We start from the raw sequence: 19,417 nt of genomic DNA, 5'->3' as shown, positions 1-19,417 counted from the left end.
GCTCGAACCCGCTGAGCGGCGCTCGAACCCGCTGAGCGGCGCTCGAACCCGCTGAGCACCCGGCTGGTCGGGCGGGCTGACGCCTGCCCACCGGCATCCGCCGCTGTCCGTGCATGAGGCACGCACGGCGCTTCGTCGCGCCCGACGATCGGCCCCGAGACATCCGTCGGTGCTGAAAGTTGTTCAAGGTGTTGAACTCTGTACATCTGGTTGGTACAGTGGCGGACATCGCCCCCGAGCGAGCCGATCAAAGGAGATAGGACATGACCGGTACCGCCCCCGCACCGACCGCGGTGAACGACGATCCCGAGTACGCCGCGAACCTCAAGCGCGCGACCTACGCGTCGAGCATCGGCAGTGCGCTGGAGTACTTCGACTTCGCGCTGTACGGCCTCTCGACCGCGCTGATCTTCAACGTGCTGTTCTTCCCGCAGGACGACCCGGCCATGGCCACCGTCGCCGCGTTCGCGACCTACGGCGTCGGCTTCCTCGCACGCCCCTTCGGCGGCCTCTTCTTCGGTCGCCTCGGCGACAAGCTCGGCCGCAAGTGGGTGCTCGTCGTCACGATCATGCTCATGGGCGGCGCCTCGACCGCGATCGGCCTCCTGCCGACCTACGAGGCCATCGGCATCTGGGCGCCGATCCTGCTCGTCACGATGCGCCTGCTGCAGGGCTTCGGGGCGGGCGCCGAACAGGCCGGCTCGACCGTGCTCATGGCCGAGTACGCGCCCGTGCGCCGCCGCGGCTTCTTCTCGGCGCTGCCGTTCATCGGCATCCAGGCCGGCACGCTGCTCGCCGCGCTCGTCTTCAGCCTCATCACGCTGCTGCCCGAGGAGGCGCTGCTCACCTGGGGCTGGCGCGTGCCGTTCCTCGCGTCGTTCCTGCTGATCCTCGTCGCGCTCTTCATCCGCATGCGCCTGAAGGAGACCCCGACGTTCGTCGAGCTCGAGCAGCACGAGCAGATCGCCGAGAAGCCCGTGAAGGAGATCTTCACCAAGGGCCTGCCGGGCGTCATCGTCGGCATCGCCCTGCGCATGGCCGAGAACGGCGGCTCCTACATGTTCCAGGCGCTCGCGCTCGCGTTCTTCGTGTCGGTCGTCGGCCCCGAGGCCGACAAGAGCCTGCTCACCTGGGGCGTCACGCTCGGCTCGCTCATCGGCATCTTCTCGGTGCCGCTCACGGGCGCGATCTCCGACCGCGTCGGCCGCCGCAAGGTCTACCGCTTCGGCGCCGTCTTCATGCTCCTCTACGCGGTGCCCGCCTGGTGGCTCATCTCGCTCGGGAGCTACCCGATCGCCATCATCGCGATCGCCGTCGGCATCGGCGTGGCCGTGAACACCATGCTCGGCCCGCAGTGCGCGATGCTGCCCGAACTCTTCGGCAACCGCCACCGCTACCTCGGCGTCGCCATGGCCCGCGAGCTCTCGGCCGTGCTGGCCGGCGGTGTCGCCGGCGTGCTCGGCGCCTACCTGATCGCCGTGAGCGACGGCAACTGGCTCCTGCTCGCGATCTACATGATCGTGCTCGCGCTCATCACCACGGCCTCGACGTTCCTCGTGCCCGAGACGCTGCGCCGCGACCTCACCCGCACCGACGACGCGATCAAGGTCTCGAGCACCGAGTCGGGCGACGACGTCGACGCGACCACGCTCTCGATCCGGACGATCCAGTGGTGACCGGCCCCGCCGCCTTCGACCTGACCGGGCGCCTCGCGCTCGTGACCGGGTCGAGCCAGGGCATCGGGCGGGCGCTCGCGGGCGGCCTCGCGGCCTCCGGTGCCACGGTCGTCGTGCACGGCCGCGACTCGGCCAAGGCGGCGCGCGCCGCGGGCGAGATCGCCGACGCGACCGGGGCGCGCACGCTCAGCGCCGTCTTCGACGTGACGGATGCCGCGGCCGTCGACGCGGGCATCGCCGCCATCGAGGCCGAGCTCGGCACACCCGACATCGTGGTGAACAACGCGGGCATCCAGCGCCGCGCGCCGATCGCCGAGTTCACCGACGCGGACTGGCACGACCTCCTCGAGACGAACCTCACGAGCGCGTTCCACCTCTCGCGTCGCGTGGCCCGCGGCATGATCGAGCGCGGCTCCGGGAAGCTCATCCAGATCGGCAGCGTGCAGTCGCTGCTCGCCCGGCCCTCGATCGCGCCCTACGCGGCGACCAAGGGCGCGATCGTGATGCTCACCAAGGGGCTCTGCGCCGACCTCGCGCCGCACGGCGTGCAGGCCAACGCCATCGCGCCCGGGTACTTCGAGACCGAGCTCACCCGGGCGCTCGTCGCCGACGAGCAGTTCTCGGCCTGGGTGCGCGGGCGCACCCCTGCCGGGCGATGGGGGAGGGTCGACGACCTCGTCGGCGCCCTCGTCTTCCTCGCGAGCAGCGCGAGCGACTTCGTGAACGGCCAGACGATCCACGTCGACGGCGGCATGACGGCGGTGGTCTGATGCGCATCGCCAGACTCGCCACGCCCGTCGGGCCCGTTCACGTGCGGGAGTCCGCCGACGGCTGGGTGCCGATCGAGAACCCGTACACCGCGTTCGCCGAGGGGAGGGACCCGGTCGACGCTGGGGCCCTCCTCCTCGGCGAGCTCCTTCCGCCGTGCGAGCCGCTCGTCGTCGTGGGCATCGCCCAGAACGGGCCCGAGCACGCGTCGCCCGTGCAGGCGTGGCTCAAGAGCCCGCGCACGGTCGTCGCCTCCGGCGTGCCCGTCGCGCTGCGCCGCGACGCGGGCGTCACGGTCGCCGAAGGCGAGATCGCGCTCGTCATCGGCCGCGACACCACCGGGCTCACGGCCGAGAACGCCCACGAGTTCGTGCTCGGCGTCACAGCTGTGAACGACCTCTCGAGCCCCGATCGCGCCGCGTTCGACCCGCGCAACTTCGAACCGAAGGCCGGAACGGGCTACACGCCGCTCGGCCCCGTGATCGACACCGACGCCGACCTCGACGACGTCTCGCTCGAGTTCTTCGTCGACGGCGTGCTCGCCGGCGCGACGAGCAGCCGCACGCTGCCCGCATCGCCGCGCGAGTGCCTCGCCTACCTCGCCGCGTGGACGACCCTCGGGCCCGGCGACGTCGTGATGACCGGGGCGCCGACCTCGCAGGCGCCCATCGACCCCGGGGCGATCGTCGAGATCGAGGTCGCCGGCGTGCGACTCGTGACGCCCACGCGCTGACCCCGGCGACCCAGCCGGGGCATGCCCGCCGACCACCCACCCAGGAGGAACCCCGTGCCGAACCTCGGCGTCGTCGCCCACGCTGCCGACGACCTGCGCGTCGAAGCGCTGCCCGAACCCGCGCCCCGCGCCGACGAGGCGGTCGTCGAGATCGCCTACGGCGGCGTGTGCGGCTCCGACCTGCACTACTGGCGGCACGGAGCCGCCGGCGCATCCGTGCTGCGCGAGCCCATGGTGCTCGGACACGAGATCGCCGGCACGGTCGTGGCCGCCGCCGCCGACGGCTCCGGGCCGCGCGTCGGCGTTCGCGTGGCCGTGCACCCCCTCACGCCGAAGGGCGACGGATCGACGCCCTGGCCCGCCGACCGGCCGAACCTCGCACCCGGGTCGAGCTACCTGGGTTCGGCGCTGCACCTGCCGCACACGCAGGGCGGATTCGCCGCACGCGTGGCGCTGCCGACGCGCCTGCTGCACGCCGTGCCCGACGCGCTCCCGCTCGAGGCGGCCGCGCTCGCCGAGCCCGCGGCCGTCGCCTGGCACGGCCTCGAGCGGGCCGGCGACGTGCGCGGCAAGCGGGTGCTCGTCATCGGAGCCGGGCCGATCGGCCAGCTCGTCGTCGCGGTCGCCCGTCACCACGGCGCCGCAGAGGTCTTCGCGACCGACCTGCACGAGCTGCCGCGCGACCTCGCCCGGCAGCACGGCGCGATCGCGATCGACGCGACGGATGCCGCGGCCATCGCCGAGCTGCACGCCGACGTCGTCGTCGAGTCGAGCGGCACCGTGCCCGGCCTCGCGAGCGCGATCGCCGCCTGCCGCCGCGGCGGCACCGTCGTGCTGCTCGGGCTCCAGCGCGCCGGCGACGTGCCCGCCGCCATCGCGACCGCGATCACGCGCGAGCTCACCCTGACCGGGTCGTTCCGCTTCGCCGACGAGTTCGACGACGTCATCGCGGCGCTCGCCGACGGCACCCTCGACGTCTCGGGCATCGTCACGCACGTGCTGCCCGCCGAGCAGGCGGTCGAGGCGTTCGGCATCGCCGCAGACGCCTCGGTGTCGTCGAAGGTGCTGCTCGACTTCACGGCCGCTGCGGCGGCCGATCCGACCGTCGATCTGGCCGTCGACTCGAGCCAGGGCTCCATCGGGTAGACTCGTCTGCGAACTTCGGCGAGGGATGCCTCGTCGCCCGCGAGATCGGGCGGCATCGGCATCCGTGATCGACGCGGTGGGAGCAGGCTCCACGGCTATTTCCTCACGCATCCGCGCATCGTGCATGCAGCGGCGTTCGAGTTGAAGACATCAGACACACGATCTGGGCCGCCAGAGCACACGAGCTTGGGCCCGCAAGGAGAGACATCATGGCTGAAGACAACAAGGTCGTCGCAGACGTCCGCGACGCGTTCGGCAAGGGCGCGGCCCGCAAGATCCGCGCCGCCGGCAAGATCCCCGCCGTCATCTACGGTCACGGCACCGACCCCCAGCACGTCACGCTGCCCGGCCACCAGGTCGCGCTGCTCATCCGCAAGGCGAACGCCGTGCTCGACCTCGACATCGCCGGCAAGGGCCAGCTCGTGCTCGTCAAGGACGTGCAGAAGGACCCCGTGCACCAGATCATCGAGCACATCGACCTCATCGTCGTGAAGAAGGGCGAGAAGGTCCAGGTCGAGGTCCCCGTGCACCTCGAGGGCGAGACCGCGGCCGGCACCATCGCCGACGTCGACTCGCACACCCTCACGCTCGAGGTCGAGGCGACCCACATCCCCGAGAGCGTCGTCGTCTCGGTCGAGGGCCTCGAAGAGGGCACCCAGATCCACGCCAAGGACGTCGAGCTGCCCAAGGGCGCCTCGCTCGTCACCGACGGCGAGTCGCTCGTCGTCAACGTGCACACCCCGCAGAAGGTCGACCTGGGCGAAGAGGCCGGCGAGGCCGAGGGCGAGGCCGAGGCTGAGGCCGAGGCTCCCGCCGAAGAGGCTGCCGCCGAGTAACCTCAGCGCACGCACGCCGATCGGGCCTGCGGCACCGCATCCGGGTACGCTCGGATGCGGGCCGCGGGCCCGTTCCGTTCCCGCCCCGCAGCACCGACCGCCCGCGAGCCCCGGCTCGCCCCCGCATCGAACGGAGGCCGACCATGGGTCTGACCGACCTGTTCCGCCCCCGCCGGAAGGAAGACCCCACCGTGGCCGCGAACACCTGGCTCGTCGTGGGCCTCGGCAACCCCGGAACCCAGTACGCCGGCAACCGGCACAACGTCGGCCAGATGGTCGTCGACGAGCTCGCGAGCCGCATCGGGGCCGCGTTCAAGACCCACAAGACACCGTCGCGCGTCGCCGAGGGGTTCCTGCGGCCGGGCGGCCCCAAGCTCGTGCTCGCCAAGTCGAACGGCTACATGAACACGTCGGGCGGCCCCGTGTCGGCGCTGCTCAAGTTCACCGGCCTCGAGCCCGACCGGCTCATCGTCGTGCACGACGAGCTCGACATCCCGTTCGACACCGTACGGCTGAAGTCGGGCGGCGGGCACGGCGGGCACAACGGCATCCGCGACATCCTGAAGGCCACGGGCAACGCCGACTTCACGAGGGTGCGGGTCGGCGTCGGCCGCCCGCCCGGCCGCCAGGACGCCGCCGACTACGTGCTGAAGGACTTCTCGGGCACCGAGCGTTCGACGCTGCCCAACCTGATCTCGGATGCCGCCGACGCCGTCGAGGCGATCGCCGACGTGGGTCTCGTGGCGGCGCAGCAGAAGTTCCACTCGCCCTCCTGAGCCGCGGCCCGTCGCGGCGTCAGGCCGTGAAGACCGGCAACTGCCAGTCGAACGCGATCGCGGCCAGCCGCGACGCGAGGCAGACGACGAAGCCCAGGTCCATCGCCCATCGCACGTCGAGTCGCAGTCGGGTCGCGAGCACCGTCGCGAGGGCGCCGAGGATCGCCGCGCTCGCGTAGAAGCTCTCGGACAGCACGATCGGCGTGCGCCCGATGAGCACGTCGCGCACCACGCCGCCGCCGACGGCGGTGATGGCGCCGAGGGCGACGGCGACGATCGCGTTCGAGCGCAGGGCGAGCGCCTTCTCGGCGCCCGCGACCGCGAACAGCGAGAGGGCGATCGCGTCGAGCACGACCACGATTCCCGAACCCGCCTCGAGCACGGGGCGGAACGGGATCGCGGCGAGCGAGCCGAGGATCGCGACCGTCAGCCGCAACGGGGATCGGAACGCCGCCGGCGGCGCATCGCCGAGCAGCAGGTCGCGCAGCACGCCGCCCACGAGCGCGGTGGAGAAGCCGACGACGACGATGCCGAGCAGGTAGGTCGAGGCCGGCGGCCATGCCGATCGCGGCCCCGCCCACGGCGAAGACGGCCGTGCCCGCGACATCCGCCAGATCGAAGGCGAGACGCGCGGCGCGCGGCCGAACGGCACGGTCCGCGTCGGTCGATGGGTCCATGGGGCCAGTGTCGACCGCGCGCCGTGCCCGAGGCGGCAGGCGCACCGACGGGCTCCGACGCGGCGGACGCTCAGATGAGCGAGCGCAGGTACTCCTCCGGCGGCACGCCGGCGGCGCGGGCGAGCTGCAGCAGGCGGTCGTGCTCCTCGGTCGAGAGCTCCACCGTGAGCTGGTGCCAGGCGTCGGGCGCGTCGTCGAACGAGAAGAGGGCGTCGTCGTCTTCGCCCGGCGCGACGGCGGGCACCGACGCGTCGATGACGGATGCCGCGTCGAGGTCGGGCTCGACGCCATCGAGGTCGCGGTCGGGCGTCGCCTCGCGGCCGGCCGCACGGTCTGCGTCGGCCGCGGGCGCTCCGTCGTCGCTCCAGCCGGGCCCCGACGGGATCTGCCGGCTGCTGCGGAAGGCCTCGGCGACCGCACGTGCGCGGGTGTCGGCGGCCTCGTTCATGGGGTGTCCGACGTGGCCCTTGACCCATTCGAAGCGGTAGCGCCGGCCGACGAGCTCGTCGTCGAGCTCCTGCAGCAGGTCGACGTTGAGCACGGGCTTGCCGTCGGCCTTGCGCCAGCCCTTGCGCTTCCAGCCCGGCATCCACTTCGTGATGCAGTTGATGACGTACTGGCTGTCGCAGAGCACCAGCAGCTCGTCGTCGAGGTGCGCGGTCGCGCGGAAGAGCTCGAGCACGGCCTTCAGCTCGCCCTGGTTGTTCGTCGCGTGCTTCCACCCGCCGGCGGCCCAGCGGTCGTCGTCGACGTACCAGGCCCACCCGGCGGGGCCGGGGTTTCCGAGGGCGGATCCGTCGGCGGCGGCAGTGATCACGGGGTCTCCTCCATGCGGGGTCGGTGCGGCGCCCATCGTATCGGGCGCCGCCGACGGCGTGCCGCCGCGTGCTCGCCGCGTGCCCGCCGCGCGCTCGCCCGGCCGACGTGTCGGAGGCCGCGCGTAGACTCTTCGGGTGATCCTGCAGGGCTTGAACACGGCGCTCTCGCGCGCCTCCACGATCGAACGCGCGCTGGCCGAGGCCCTGCGCAGCGCCGACTTCTCCGCACCCGACGGCCTCGACGCGCCGCTGCTCGCCGGACTGCTCCAGCGCCGCACCGAGGCCGGCCTCGCGCCGGCACTGCTCGTCATCACGGCCACGAGCCGCGAGGGCGAACAGGTGCGCACGGCGATCGCGCCCTACCTCGACGGCGCGGAGGTGCTCGAGTTCCCCGCGTGGGAGACCCTGCCGCACGAACGGCTGAGCCCGTCGGCCGAGACCGTCGGGCGCAGACTCCATGCGCTCCGGCGCATGCGCGACTGGCAGGCGGCGGGCGCGCGGCATCCGCTCGTCGTCGTCGCCTCGGTGCGCGCCGCGCTGCAGCCGCTCGCCGACAACCTCACCGATCACGCCCCCATCGAGCTCACGGCCGGCGGGCGGGGCCACGACCTCGCCGAGATCGCCCGCACGCTCGTCGACCTCGCCTACGCGCGGGTCGACATGGTCTCCCGGCGCGGCGAGTTCGCGCTCCGCGGAGGCATCCTCGACGTGTTCCCGCCGACGGCCGACCATCCCGTGCGGGTCGAGTTCTTCGGCGACGAGGTCGAGGAGCTCCGCGCGTTCTCGGTGGCCGACCAGCGTTCGCTGCCCGACGTCGTCGAGCGCGTCGTGCTCGCGCCGAGCCGCGAGCTGCTGCTGACCCCGTCGGTGCGCCAGCGCGCCCGCGAGATGGTGCACGAGTTCCCGAGCATGGCCGGCATGCTCGAGAAGATCGCGGAGGGCATCCCCGTCGAGGGCATGGAGTCCCTCGCGCCCGCACTGCTCGAACGCCTGGTGCCGCTCGCGCACTACCTGCCGCTCGGGGCGGCGGTCGCCGTGCTGCAGCCCGAGCGGGTGACGGGGCGCGCGGTCAGCCTGGCCGAGACGAACCGCGAGTTCCTCGGCGCGGCGTGGAGCGCGGCGACCGTCGGTGCCGACGCGCCCATCGACCTCGCCTCCGGAGACTTCCTCTCGGTGCGCGAGTTCCGCGAGGCGACGCTGTTCAGCGCCCCCGGCGAGCCCGACCCGAAGCGCGCGTGGTGGACCTTCTCGAACTTCGACATGGGCGACGCCGCAGCCGTGGTCGCGGCCTCGTCGAGCGGCGACGCGGCCGAGGCCGCCGCCGGCATCGCGTCCGAGTACGTGCGGGTCGCGGCCGACGCGATGCCGAGCTTCGCGGGCAACGTGGCGGGTGCGGTCGAGCATGTCGCCGCCCGCCTGGGCGACGGCTGGAGCCTCGTCGTGGCATCCGAGGGGCAGGGGCTCGTCGAACGCGCGCGCGACGTGCTCGCCGAAGCCGGTCTCGCGGCGCGGGTGGTCGAGGCGGTCCCCGCCGAGCTCGAGCCGGGCGTCGCCTACCTCGTCCGCGCCGGCGCGGCCCGCGGGTTCGAGGTGCCCGAGGCGAAACTCGGCCTCGTCGCCGAAGCCGAGTTCTACGGTCGGGCGGCGGGCTACGAGGCCCGACGCAGCGCCAAGCTGGCCACGAGGCGTCGCAACGTCGTCGACCCGCTGCAGCTCAAGGCCGGCGACTTCGTCGTGCACCAGACCCACGGCATCGGCCGCTTCGTCGAGATGATGCAGCGCGAGGTGGCGACCGGCAGCCGGCCCACGGGCCCGAGCCGCACCGCGGGCATCGCGCAGCAGCCGAAGGCCGTGCGCGAGTACCTCGTGCTCGAGTACGCGCCGTCGAAGCGCGGGCAGGCCGGCGACCGCCTGTTCGTGCCCACCGACCAGCTCGACCTGCTCTCGCGCTACGTCGGCGGCGAGGCGCCCGCGCTGTCGAAGATGGGCGGCAGCGACTGGGCGCAGGCCAAGGGCCGGGCGCGCAAGGCGGTCCGCGACATCGCGGTCGAGCTCGTGAAGCTGTACTCGGCGCGCATGGCGGCGAAGGGGCACGCGTTCGGGCCGGACACCCCGTGGCAGCACGAGCTCGAAGAGGCGTTCCCGTTCACCGAGACCCCCGACCAGCTGCAGACGATCGACGAGATCAAGGCCGACATGGAGCGGCCGATCCCCATGGACCGCCTGCTCGCGGGCGACGTCGGCTTCGGCAAGACCGAGGTCGCGGTGCGTGCCGCGTTCAAGGCGATCCAAGACGGCAAGCAGGTCGCGATGCTCGTGCCGACGACGCTGCTCGTCAAGCAGCACCTCGAGACGTTCTCCGAGCGGTTCGCCGGGTTCCCCGTGCACGTGCGCGCCCTCAGCCGGTTCCAGACCGACAAGGAGGCGCGCGAGACCATCGCGGGCCTCGCCGACGGCACCGTCGACATGGTCATCGGCACCCACCGCATCCTCACCGAGAAGGTCGTGTTCAAAGACGTGGGCCTGCTCATCATCGACGAGGAGCAGCGGTTCGGCGTCGAGCACAAAGACGCGCTGAAGAAGCTCAAGACCAACGTCGACATCCTCGCGATGAGCGCGACGCCCATTCCGCGCTCGCTCGAGATGGCGGTCACCGGCATCCGCGAGATGTCGACCCTGGCGACCCCGCCCGAAGACCGCCATCCGATCCTCACCTTCGTCGGCCCGTACTCCGAGCAGCAGGTCGCCGCCGCCATCCGCCGCGAGATGCTGCGCGAGGGGCAGGTCTTCTTCGTGCACAACCGGGTCTCGTCGATCAACCGGGTCGCCGCGCAGCTCTCCGAACTCGTGCCGGAGGCGCGCATCGCGGTCGCCCACGGCCAGCTCAACGAGCACGTGCTCGAGCAGATCGTGGTCGACTTCTGGGAGCGCAAGTTCGACGTGCTGGTCTCGACGACCATCATCGAGACCGGTCTCGACATCTCGAACGCGAACACGATCATCATCGACCGGGCCGACAAGTACGGCCTCAGCCAGCTGCACCAGCTGCGCGGGCGCGTCGGCCGCGGCCGCGAGCGCGCCTACGCGTACTTCCTCTGGGATCCGTCGAAGCCGCTCACCGAGACCGCGCACGACCGGCTCGCGACCATCGCCGCCAACAACGACCTCGGGTCTGGCATGCAGGTCGCCCTCAAAGACCTCGAGATCCGCGGCGCGGGCAACCTGCTCGGCGGCGAGCAGGCCGGCCACATCGCGGGCGTCGGGTTCGACCTCTACCTGCGCATGATCGGCGAGGCCGTGTCGACGTTCCGTGGCGACGTGGCCGAGGGGCAGACCGAGCTGCGGCTCGAGCTGCCCATCGACGCGCACATCCCCGAGGACTACGTCGACTCCGAGCGCCTGCGCCTCGAGGCGTACCAGAAGCTGTCGGCCGCGAGCGGACCGGCCGCGAAGGAGGAGCAGCTCGGCCACGTCGTCGACGAGCTCGTCGATCGCTACGGCACGCCGCCCGAGGCGGTGAAGAACCTCGTCGCCGTCTCGCGGCTCCGCCGGCAGGCGCAGCTCGCCGGGCTCTCCGACGTCATCGCGACCGGGTCGAAGCTCCGCATCGCCCCGGCGGGCATCCCCGACTCGCGCCGGGTGCGCCTCGAACGCATGTACCCGGGGGCCAAGCACTTCGCCCAGAACGACGTCATCCTCGTGCCGTTCCCGATGCGCGGCGGCGAGATGCCCGGTGACGCCGACCTCATCGAGTGGGTCTCGACCCTGATCGCGGCGATCTTCCCGCTGCCCGAGACGGCGGATGCCGCGGCGGGGGCCTCGTCGGCCTGAGCCTGCCGCGAGGCCGAGCGCGGCGGCGCGGGCCCGAGACGTGAACGGGCGCGCCGGCCGAAGCCGACGCGCCCGCCATGCGGCATCCGCTCAGATGACGCCCTGCGCGACCATCGCGTGCGCGACGCGCTCGAAGCCGGCGGAGTTGGCGCCGACGACGTAATCGCCCGGGCGGCCGTAGCGCTCGGCGGCTTCGAAGGCCGACGCGTGCACGCCCCGCATGATCTCGCGCAGGCGCGCCTCGCTGTCGTCGAAGCTCCAGCGCTGGCGGGCCGCGTTCTGGCTCATCTCGAGCGCCGAGGTCGCCACGCCGCCGGCGTTCGCGGCCTTGCCCGGGCCGAAGAGCACGCCGGCCGCCTGGAAGACGGCGACGGCCTCGGGCGTCGACGGCATGTTCGCGCCCTCGGAGACCACGCGCACGCCGTTTGCCACGAGCGCGCGGGCGTCCGACTCGTCGAGTTCGTTCTGCGTCGCCGAGGGGATCGCGACGTCGACCGGCATCTCCCACGGGCGGGCGCCCTCGACGAACCGGGCCCCGGGCCGCTGCGACGCGTACGCCGAGATGCGCAGTCGGTCGACCTCCTTCACCTGGCGCAGCAGGTCGACGTCGATGCCGGCCTCGTCGACCACGAACCCCGACGAGTCCGATGCGGTGACGGCCGTGGCGCCGAGCTGGTGCGCCTTCGAGATGGCGTAGATCGCGACGTTGCCCGAGCCCGAGACCGCGACGCGCTTGCCGGCGAGGGAGTCGCCGTGCACCCCGAGCATCTCGTCGGCGAAGAAGACCGCGCCGTAGCCCGTCGCCTCGGTGCGCACCTCCGCGCCGCCCCACTGCACGCCCTTGCCGGTGAACATGCCGGACTCGTGCCGGTTCGTGATCTTGCGGTACTGACCGAAGAGGAACCCGATCTCGCGTGCGCCGACGCCGATGTCGCCCGCCGGGACGTCGGTGTGCTCGCCGAGGTGGCGGTAGAGCTCGTTCATGAACGACTGGCAGAAGCGCATGATCTCGGCCTCGCTGCGGCCGCGGGGGTCGAAGTCACTGCCGCCCTTCGCACCGCCGATGCCCTGCCCGGTGAGCGCGTTCTTGAAGATCTGCTCGAAGCCGAGGAACTTGATGATCGAGAGGTTCACGCTCGGGTGGAACCGGAGGCCGCCCTTGTAGGGCCCGAGCACCGACGAGAACTGCACGCGGAATCCGCGGTTCACCTGCAGCCGGCCCGCGTCGTCGACCCACGGCACGCGGAACATGATCTGGCGCTCGGGCTCGACCATGCGCTCGAGCACGCCGGCCTCGACGAACTTCGGATGCCGCTCGAGCACGGGCGCGATCGACCCGAGCACCTCGTGCACGGCCTGCTGGAACTCGGGTTCGTGCGGATTCCGGGCGACGACCGTGTCGTAGACCGGCTGGACGGCGGCGGGAAGGGCGACGAGGGTGGAGGTGCTCATGCGGTACGGCTTTCTCGCCCGGGCGGGCGCGGTGCGGACCCGCCTGCGGGAAGCCGGGCGGGGTCGGCCGGTATCGGGCCGATTCCACACTATGGCGCTCGGCTCGCACCCCCGACGAATGTGACGGATGCCGCGGGGCCGGCCCCGCGGCATCCGATCGGCGTCGCCGTTCAGCGCGAGAACGGGCCGCCGGGCCCGCCGGCCGCGCCCTTCCTCCGGTACTGGTTCGACCTGACGGTCACGGCGATGCCCGAGAGCACGATCGCGATGCCGGAGCCGAGCAGCACCGCGAGGGTGCCCTCGTTGGCGACGTCGACGTTGCCGGCGAAGGCGAGCTCGTTCATGAGCAGCGACACCGTGAACCCGATGCCGCCGAGCGTGCCGACCATCGCGAGATCGCCGAGCGTGAGCCTCGCGCCCGTGCGCTTGCGTGCGAAGAACGTGCCGATGCCGCCGATGAGCATGATGCCGACGATCTTGCCGACGGGCAGGCCGACGAGGATGCCCCAGAAGGCGGGGTCGAGGTCGCTCGGGCGCACTTGCGGCACGGGCACCATGGCCGCCGACAGGGCGAACAGCGGCAGGATGATGCCGTTCGAGTACGGCTCGAGCCCGTGCACCGCGCGGCCGCCGGGGCGGCGGGCCATCACGAAGCCGAGCGCGACGCCCGCGATCGTCGCGTGCACGCCCGACTGGTAGATGAAGTACCAGCTGAGCGCCGCGAGCACCCAGAGCACGAGCATGATCGGCAGCTGGGGCCTGCGTGCGAGCACCCAGGCCGACCGGGGCTTCAGCATTCGGCTGAACGCGCCGAACAGCGCGATGGTGATCGCCGCGAGCCCGATGAACGCCAGGTTCGCGTCGTTCGTGAAGAAGAACGCGATGATGAGGATCGCGATGAGGTCGTCGAGCACGGCGAGCGCGAGCAGGAACACGCGCACGCGCGTCGGGATGAACCTGCCGAACACGGCGAGCACGCCGAGCGCGAAGGCGATGTCGGTCGCGGTGGGGATGGGCCATCCGTCGACCGTGTCGGTTCCGAGCGTGAAGCCGACGTAGATGAGCGCCGGCACGAGCACGCCGCCGACCGCGGCGATCGCCGGCAGCAGGGCCTTCGAGAGGGAGTTGAGCTCGCCGATCACGAGCTCGCGCTTGAGTTCGACGGCCACGATGAAGAAGAAGATCGCGAGCAGGCCGTCGCTGATCCAGTGGCCGACCGAGAGGTCGAGTCCGAGCCACGGGATGTCGATGTGCGCGGTCTTCAGCTCGACCAGCGCCGGGCCGAACGAGAGGTTCGCGAGCACCAGGCCGAGGATCGCGGCGATCAGCAGGAGGACGGCCGACCATCGCTCGGATCTGAGGATCTTCATGGGGCTCCATTCACGGATGCGACGCGATGCAGCTGCGGTGCTCGGCGTCGACTGGGCGGTTGCGGCGGTCTCCCGCCGGCCGACCAGACTTCCCGGCACTCCTCATGGAATCCTAACGGCCACGTACACTCGACCGGTGTCGTTCTCGGTCTGGGTCGCGTTGCTCGCGGCGAGCGTGGTGATCTCGTTCACCCCCGGCGCGGGGGCGATCAACACGATGGGCAACGCGCTGAACGTCGGCCTGGGCCGTGCGCTGTGGGGCATCCTCGGCCAGCAGGCGGCGCTCGTCGTGCACATCGTCATCGTCGCGGCGGGCCTCGGCGTGCTCGTGGCGAACTCGCCGATCGCGTTCGACGCCATCAGGTACGCGGGTGCGGCGTACCTCGTCTACCTCGGTGTCCGGCAGTTCCTCGCCAAGCCCGTCGTCGAGGCCGGCGACGCGGTCGAGCGCCTCGACGGATCGGATGCCGCGGCGGCCGCCGCGATGCCGGCCGGCGAGTCGGCGTGGTCGCTGTTCCGCCGGGGCCTGCTGGTCAACCTGCTGAACCCGAAGGCGATCGTGTTCTTCCTGGCGTTCCTGCCGCAGTTCATCAGGCCCGGGGAGCCGTTGCTGTCGCAGTACCTGATCGTGGCGGCGACCGTGATCCTCGTCGACGTCGCGGTGATGTGGGGCTTCTTCGCGGTCGCGGCGAGGTCGTTCCGACGCGTGACGAGGTCGGCCAGGGGGCAGACGGTGCTGAATCGCGTGTTCGGCTCGCTGTTCCTCGCCGTCGGGGTCGCGCTCGCCGCGATCCACTGAGCCCGCGGGCGCGGGCGCGGGCGCGGGCGCGGGCGCGGGCGCGGGCGGACGAGTCCGCCGGGCGTGTCGGCCTCGGGTGTGCCTAGGCTGATCGGATGACGCACACAGTCGCCTCCTCGGGCGAGTCGCCGCACCCCGGGCTCGACGAGCTCATCGCCACGGTCGCCCTGCTGCGCGCGCCCGGCGGGTGCCCGTGGGACGCCGACCAGACGCACGAGAGCCTCGTGCAGTACCTCGTCGAGGAGAGCTGGGAGCTCATCGACGCGATCGAGTCGGGCGACCGGGCCGAGATGATCGAGGAGCTCGGCGACGTGCTCTACCAGGTGCTCTTCCACGCCGACATCGCCGCGCACACCGACGGCGAGCGCTTCGACATCGACGACGTCGCACGGCACATGACGGCGAAGATGGTGTCGCGGCATCCGCACGTCTTCGGCGACCGCGAGGCGGAGACGGCCGACGACGTCGTGGCGTTCTGGGAAGACCTGAAGGCCGACGAGAAGCCGCACCGCACGAGCGTGCTCGACGGCGTGCCGCGCGGCATGCCGGCTCTCGCGCTCGCGCAGAAGGTGCTCGGCAAGGCCGAGAAGGTCGGGGTCGGGGCGGATGCCGCGGCCGACGTCGTGGCTCCGGCCACCGAGCAGGAGCTCGGCGAGCTGCTGTTCGCGCTCGCCGCGTCGGCCAAGGCTCAGGGCCTCGACGCCGAGCGCGCGCTGCGCGGCGCGGTGCGGGCGTTCGAGCAGGAGGTGCGCGCAGCCGAGGCCGCACCGGTCGAGTAGCCCGGCCGTCGCCGACGGACGTCCGCATCCCGTCCGCGTCGCGCGACGGCCTTCGTCGGTCCGGCGGCGTCGCACGACGGCCTTCGCCGCCCGGGCGGTGCGCCGAGCGCCGTGCGTTCGGACGCGGCATCCGGTGCTGGAAGAATGGAGCGCATGGCCGCTTCCGTCACCCCTCCGCGCGGCATGCGCGACTTCCTGCCAGCCGAGAAGGCCCGTCGCGAGCACGCGCTCGGCGTGATCCGGGGCGTGTACTCGTCGCACGGCTTCGACGAGATCGAGACGCCCGTCATGGAAGACGCCTCGCGCCTGCACGCGGGCCTCGGCGGCGACAACGAGAAGCTCGCCTTCGCCGTGATGAAGCGCGGCCTCACCGCCGACGACCTGACGGCCGCCGCGGCATCCGGTGATGCCCTCTCACTCGCCGACCTCGGCCTCCGCTACGACCTGACGGTGCCGCTCGCACGCTTCTACGCGACGCACCGCGCGCAGCTGCCCCCGGTGTTCCGCGCGATCCAGATCGCGCCCGTGTGGCGCGCCGAGCGCCCGCAGAAGGGTCGCTACCGCCAGTTCGTGCAGTGCGACATCGACATCATCGGCGAGCCGGGGCAACTCGCCGAGCTCGAGCTGCTGACCGCGACCGTCGCGGCGCTCGACGCGCTCGGGCTCGGCGGCTGCACGATCCGCCTGAACGACCGGCGCGTGCTGGCCGGCATCCTCGCCTCGTGGGGCGTCGCCGACGAGCTGCGCGAGCGCGCCCTCATCACGATCGACAAGCTCGACAAGATCGGCACCGAAGGCGTCGCGGCAGAGCTCCGCGACCTCGGCATCGTCGACGAGGCAGCGGATGTCGCGGGCGAGCTCGAGGCGCTGACGACCGCCGACTGGCACCTGCACGACGGCGTCGTGCCGCCGCCCGCCTGGCTCGACCTCGACGCGTACCGCAACCTGCTCGCGCTCCGCGAGGCGCTGCCGGACGCGGCCATCGAGTTCGACCCCACGCTCGTGCGCGGCATGGGCTACTACACGGGCACGATCTTCGAGATCGCGCACCCCGACTTCGGCTACTCGCTGGGCGGCGGCGGCCGCTACGACGGCATGATCGGGCGCTTCCTCGGCCAGGAGGTCCCCGCGTGCGGCTTCTCGATCGGCTTCGAGCGCATCGTCGACCTGCTCGCCGTGCGCGACGAGGGCCGCCCCCGCGCGGTCGTGCTCGTGTACGACCCCGCCGTCGAGGCATCGACGCTGCTGAAGCTCAAGCACGAGCTCGTGGCATCCGGCACCCGTGTGCGCTTCGAGCGGCGCGTGAAGAACGCGCGCGCCCTCTTCGAGCGCATCACCGCCGACGGCTTCGACGCCGTCGCGAACGTGACGCCCGAGACGACGGATGCCGCGTCGCTGAGTTTCCGCGACCTGCGCGCGTAGCGCGCCGCGCCGCACCGAACGGTCGCAGATGGCGGCATCCGTGCCCGGACGATCGCCATCTGCGACGTCTCGACGCCGTGATGTCGCAGGGCTGTGGAGAGCTTGCCCGTGATCCGCGAGGGTCGAGCACCATCGAGAGCATGACTTCCGCGTCCCGACTGCCCTCGCACTTCATGTCCTGGCCGGAGTCGGCAGGGCACGACCGCGGGCTCGTGGCGTGACCGGACATACGACCCGGGCAGCGGTTCGGACCTGCATCGTCCATGGGTTGCCGGTCGTGCCGGCCGCTCTCGTGTGGTGTCAACTCGCCGCGTCGCTGCGGCGGGAGGATCTCGTGGCGGTCGGGGATGCCCTCGTGACCGGCCGGCGCGAAGGCCGGTACCGAGCGCCCGCGCTGGCGACGCTCGACGACCTCCGTCATGCCGCGCAGCGATGGGGCAGCGGGCGGGGTGCCCGCAGTCTCGAGTGGGCGATGCCTCGCATCCGCGTCGGTGCGGAGTCGCGACCCGAGTCGCTCACCCGGCTGCTCCTCGTCGCGAACGATCTGCCCGAGCCACTCGCGAACGAGCCGACGCAGGTACGGGCCGGGCTGGTCCTGCACCCCGACCTCAAGTGGGAACACTGGCGAATCGTGCTGGAGTACGAGGGCGATGGGCACCGTACGAGCCGGTCGCAGTGGCAGGCGGACATCCGTCGACAACGCGACTTCGAGGCCGCAGGATGGGCCGTCATCAGGGTGACGTCCGATGACCTGTTCGTCGATCCTGCGGCGTTCATCGCCCGCGTTCGCGACGTCATCGCGCGGCGTGGACGATCCGGCTGAATCCCCTCGAGAAGTCGCAGATGGCGATGATGCGGCCCATGAAGTCGCCATCCGCGACTTCTCGATGCCCTGACGAGCGACGCAGCCCGCCTGCTGCGACCGACGTGGAACGTCATGCCTGAGCGAGCCTCACTAGACTGGCCTGCGGATCACGACGGAGTCGTCCAACGCACACACCCATCACAGAGGAGTTCACTGTGGCATTCATCGAAGCTGTAGGCGCACGCGAGATCCTGGATTCTCGCGGCAACCCGACCGTCGAGGTCGAGGTCCTGCTCGACGACGGCTCGCTGGCCCGCGCGGCGGTGCCCTCGGGCGCCTCCACCGGTGCGTTCGAGGCGTACGAGCTGCGCGACGGCGACAAGAGCCGGTACCTCGGCAAGGGCGTCCAGAAGGCCGTCGAGGGCGTGCTCGACGTGCTCGGCCCGGCCATCGAAGACCTCGAGGCGAGCGACCAGCGCCTCGTCGACGCCGCGCTCATCGAGGCCGACGGCACCCCCAACAAGTCCAAGCTCGGCGCGAACGCCATCCTCGGCGTGAGCCTCGCGGTCGCGAAGGCCGCGGCCGACTCGGCCGACCTGCCGCTGTTCCGCTACCTCGGCGGCCCGAACGCGCACGTGCTGCCCGTTCCGCTGTTCAACGTCATCAACGGCGGCGAGCACGCAGACAACGGCATCGACATGCAGGAGTTCTTCCTCGCACCGATCGGCGCCGACACCTACTCGGAGTCGCTCCGCTGGGGCACCGAGGTCTACCACACGCTCCGCGGCGAGCTGAAGGCCGCCGGCTACGCGACCGGACTCGGCGACGAGGGCGGCTTCGCCCCCGACCTGCCCAGCAACCGCGAGGGCCTCGAGTTCCTCGTCAAGGCGATCGAGAAGGCCGGCTTCACCCCCGGCAAGGACATCGCGCTCGGTCTGGATGTCGCGGCCACCGAGTTCTTCACCGACGGCGTGTACCGCCTCGACCAGAAGGACTGGTCGGCCGACCAGCTCATCGGCTACTACGAGGAGCTCGTGCGCGACTTCCCGATCGTCACGATCGAAGATGCGCTCGCCGAAGACGACTGGGACAACTGGAAGTCGCTCACCGACGCGCTCGGCTCGAAGGTGCAGCTCGTCGGCGACGACCTGTTCGTCACGAACCCGCAGCGCCTGGCCGACGGCATCAAGCGCGGCGTCGCCAACTCGCTGCTCGTGAAAGTCAACCAGATCGGCACGCTGACCGAGACCCTCGACGCCGTGAGCCTCGCGCAGCGCTCGGGCTACACGGCCATGCTGTCGCACCGCTCGGGCGAGACCGAGGACACCACGATCGCCGACCTCGTGGTCGCGACGAACGCGGGTCAGATCAAGGCTGGCGCGCCCGCCCGCAGCGAGCGCGTCGCCAAGTACAATCAGCTCCTGAGGATCGAAGAAGAGCTCGGCGAGTCCGCGGTGTTCGCGGGTCGCTCGGCGTTCCCGCGGTTCACGGCCTGATCGGCTCGAACTGCTCCGACTGGCGGGGGTGGC

16 protein-coding genes are annotated in these 19,417 nt (G+C 71.7%); 12 read left to right on the top strand and 4 right to left on the bottom strand.

The window, feature by feature from the left end; all coding sequences use genetic code 11:
- Positions 1-263 precede the first annotated feature (263 nt).
- The 6 genes from ACFVS8_RS18440 (at position 264) to pth (ending at position 5,935) form a co-directional block, all read left to right on the top strand.
- Complete coding sequence (locus ACFVS8_RS18440) at positions 264-1,676, top strand: MFS transporter (RefSeq protein ID WP_387065686.1); 1,413 nt, start codon at positions 264-266, stop codon at positions 1,674-1,676.
- Complete coding sequence (locus ACFVS8_RS18435) at positions 1,673-2,446, top strand: SDR family oxidoreductase (RefSeq protein ID WP_387065684.1); 774 nt, start codon at positions 1,673-1,675, stop codon at positions 2,444-2,446. The genes ACFVS8_RS18440 and ACFVS8_RS18435 overlap by 4 nt, the downstream gene beginning before the upstream one ends.
- Positions 2,446-3,177, top strand: coding sequence for a fumarylacetoacetate hydrolase family protein (locus tag ACFVS8_RS18430; RefSeq protein ID WP_387065681.1), 732 nt, complete (start codon positions 2,446-2,448; stop codon positions 3,175-3,177). The genes ACFVS8_RS18435 and ACFVS8_RS18430 overlap by 1 nt, the downstream gene beginning before the upstream one ends.
- A gap of 54 nt (positions 3,178-3,231) precedes the next feature.
- The gene (locus ACFVS8_RS18425; RefSeq protein WP_387065678.1) at positions 3,232-4,323 is read left to right on the top strand and encodes a zinc-binding dehydrogenase; all 1,092 of its coding nucleotides are present in this window, start codon (positions 3,232-3,234) and stop codon (positions 4,321-4,323) included.
- A gap of 209 nt (positions 4,324-4,532) precedes the next feature.
- Entirely contained in the window at positions 4,533-5,159 is a 627-nt protein-coding gene (locus tag ACFVS8_RS18420) for a 50S ribosomal protein L25/general stress protein Ctc (RefSeq protein ID WP_387065675.1), read from the top strand.
- Positions 5,160-5,302: 143 nt separating this feature from the next.
- The gene (gene pth / locus ACFVS8_RS18415) at positions 5,303-5,935 is read left to right on the top strand and encodes an aminoacyl-tRNA hydrolase (RefSeq protein WP_387065672.1); all 633 of its coding nucleotides are present in this window, start codon (positions 5,303-5,305) and stop codon (positions 5,933-5,935) included.
- A gap of 19 nt (positions 5,936-5,954) precedes the next feature.
- On the opposite strand, the gene ACFVS8_RS18410 is transcribed toward pth, so the two are convergent.
- Both ACFVS8_RS18410 and ACFVS8_RS18405 read right to left on the bottom strand, forming a co-directional pair.
- The gene (locus tag ACFVS8_RS18410) at positions 5,955-6,542 is read right to left on the bottom strand and encodes a trimeric intracellular cation channel family protein (protein ID WP_387065669.1); all 588 of its coding nucleotides are present in this window, start codon (positions 6,540-6,542) and stop codon (positions 5,955-5,957) included.
- A 140-nt stretch (positions 6,543-6,682) separates the two neighbouring features.
- Complete coding sequence (locus ACFVS8_RS18405) at positions 6,683-7,429, bottom strand: ribonuclease H (protein WP_387065666.1); 747 nt, start codon at positions 7,427-7,429, stop codon at positions 6,683-6,685.
- Positions 7,430-7,565: 136 nt separating this feature from the next.
- Between ACFVS8_RS18405 and mfd the strand changes: the two genes are divergently transcribed.
- Positions 7,566-11,261, top strand: a complete 3,696-nt coding sequence (gene mfd / locus ACFVS8_RS18400; protein WP_387065664.1) for a transcription-repair coupling factor — start codon at positions 7,566-7,568, stop codon at positions 11,259-11,261.
- 90 nt (positions 11,262-11,351) lie between these two features.
- Here the strand turns inward: mfd and gdhA are convergent, their stop codons facing one another.
- Both gdhA and ACFVS8_RS18390 read right to left on the bottom strand, forming a co-directional pair.
- Complete coding sequence (gene gdhA / locus ACFVS8_RS18395; RefSeq protein ID WP_387065661.1) at positions 11,352-12,713, bottom strand: NADP-specific glutamate dehydrogenase; 1,362 nt, start codon at positions 12,711-12,713, stop codon at positions 11,352-11,354.
- Positions 12,714-12,883: 170 nt separating this feature from the next.
- Positions 12,884-14,083, bottom strand: a complete 1,200-nt coding sequence (locus tag ACFVS8_RS18390; protein WP_387065658.1) for a Na+/H+ antiporter NhaA — start codon at positions 14,081-14,083, stop codon at positions 12,884-12,886.
- Between the two features lie 136 nt (positions 14,084-14,219).
- Here ACFVS8_RS18390 and ACFVS8_RS18385 point away from each other — a divergent pair, with 136 nt between their 5' ends.
- From ACFVS8_RS18385 to eno, 5 genes are all read left to right on the top strand, one after another.
- Complete coding sequence (locus ACFVS8_RS18385; RefSeq protein WP_387065655.1) at positions 14,220-14,882, top strand: LysE family transporter; 663 nt, start codon at positions 14,220-14,222, stop codon at positions 14,880-14,882.
- 95 nt (positions 14,883-14,977) lie between these two features.
- Positions 14,978-15,661: a MazG family protein gene (locus ACFVS8_RS18380; protein ID WP_387065652.1), complete on the top strand. Its 684-nt coding sequence runs from the start codon at positions 14,978-14,980 to the stop codon at positions 15,659-15,661.
- A gap of 153 nt (positions 15,662-15,814) precedes the next feature.
- Positions 15,815-17,083, top strand: a complete 1,269-nt coding sequence (hisS, locus tag ACFVS8_RS18375; RefSeq protein ID WP_387065649.1) for a histidine--tRNA ligase — start codon at positions 15,815-15,817, stop codon at positions 17,081-17,083.
- 355 nt (positions 17,084-17,438) lie between these two features.
- Positions 17,439-17,906, top strand: coding sequence for a hypothetical protein (locus ACFVS8_RS18370; protein WP_387065646.1), 468 nt, complete (start codon positions 17,439-17,441; stop codon positions 17,904-17,906).
- Between the two features lie 197 nt (positions 17,907-18,103).
- The gene (gene eno, locus ACFVS8_RS18365; protein WP_387065643.1) at positions 18,104-19,384 is read left to right on the top strand and encodes a phosphopyruvate hydratase; all 1,281 of its coding nucleotides are present in this window, start codon (positions 18,104-18,106) and stop codon (positions 19,382-19,384) included.
- The last annotated feature ends 33 nt before the right edge of the window (positions 19,385-19,417 follow it).

The organism is Agromyces sp. NPDC058110 (assembly GCF_042884735.1).
Taxonomy (GTDB): domain Bacteria; phylum Actinomycetota; class Actinomycetes; order Actinomycetales; family Microbacteriaceae; genus Agromyces.
The sequence above is the reverse complement of the archived record's forward strand: the minus strand, read 5'-3'. Positions and strand labels throughout refer to the sequence as shown.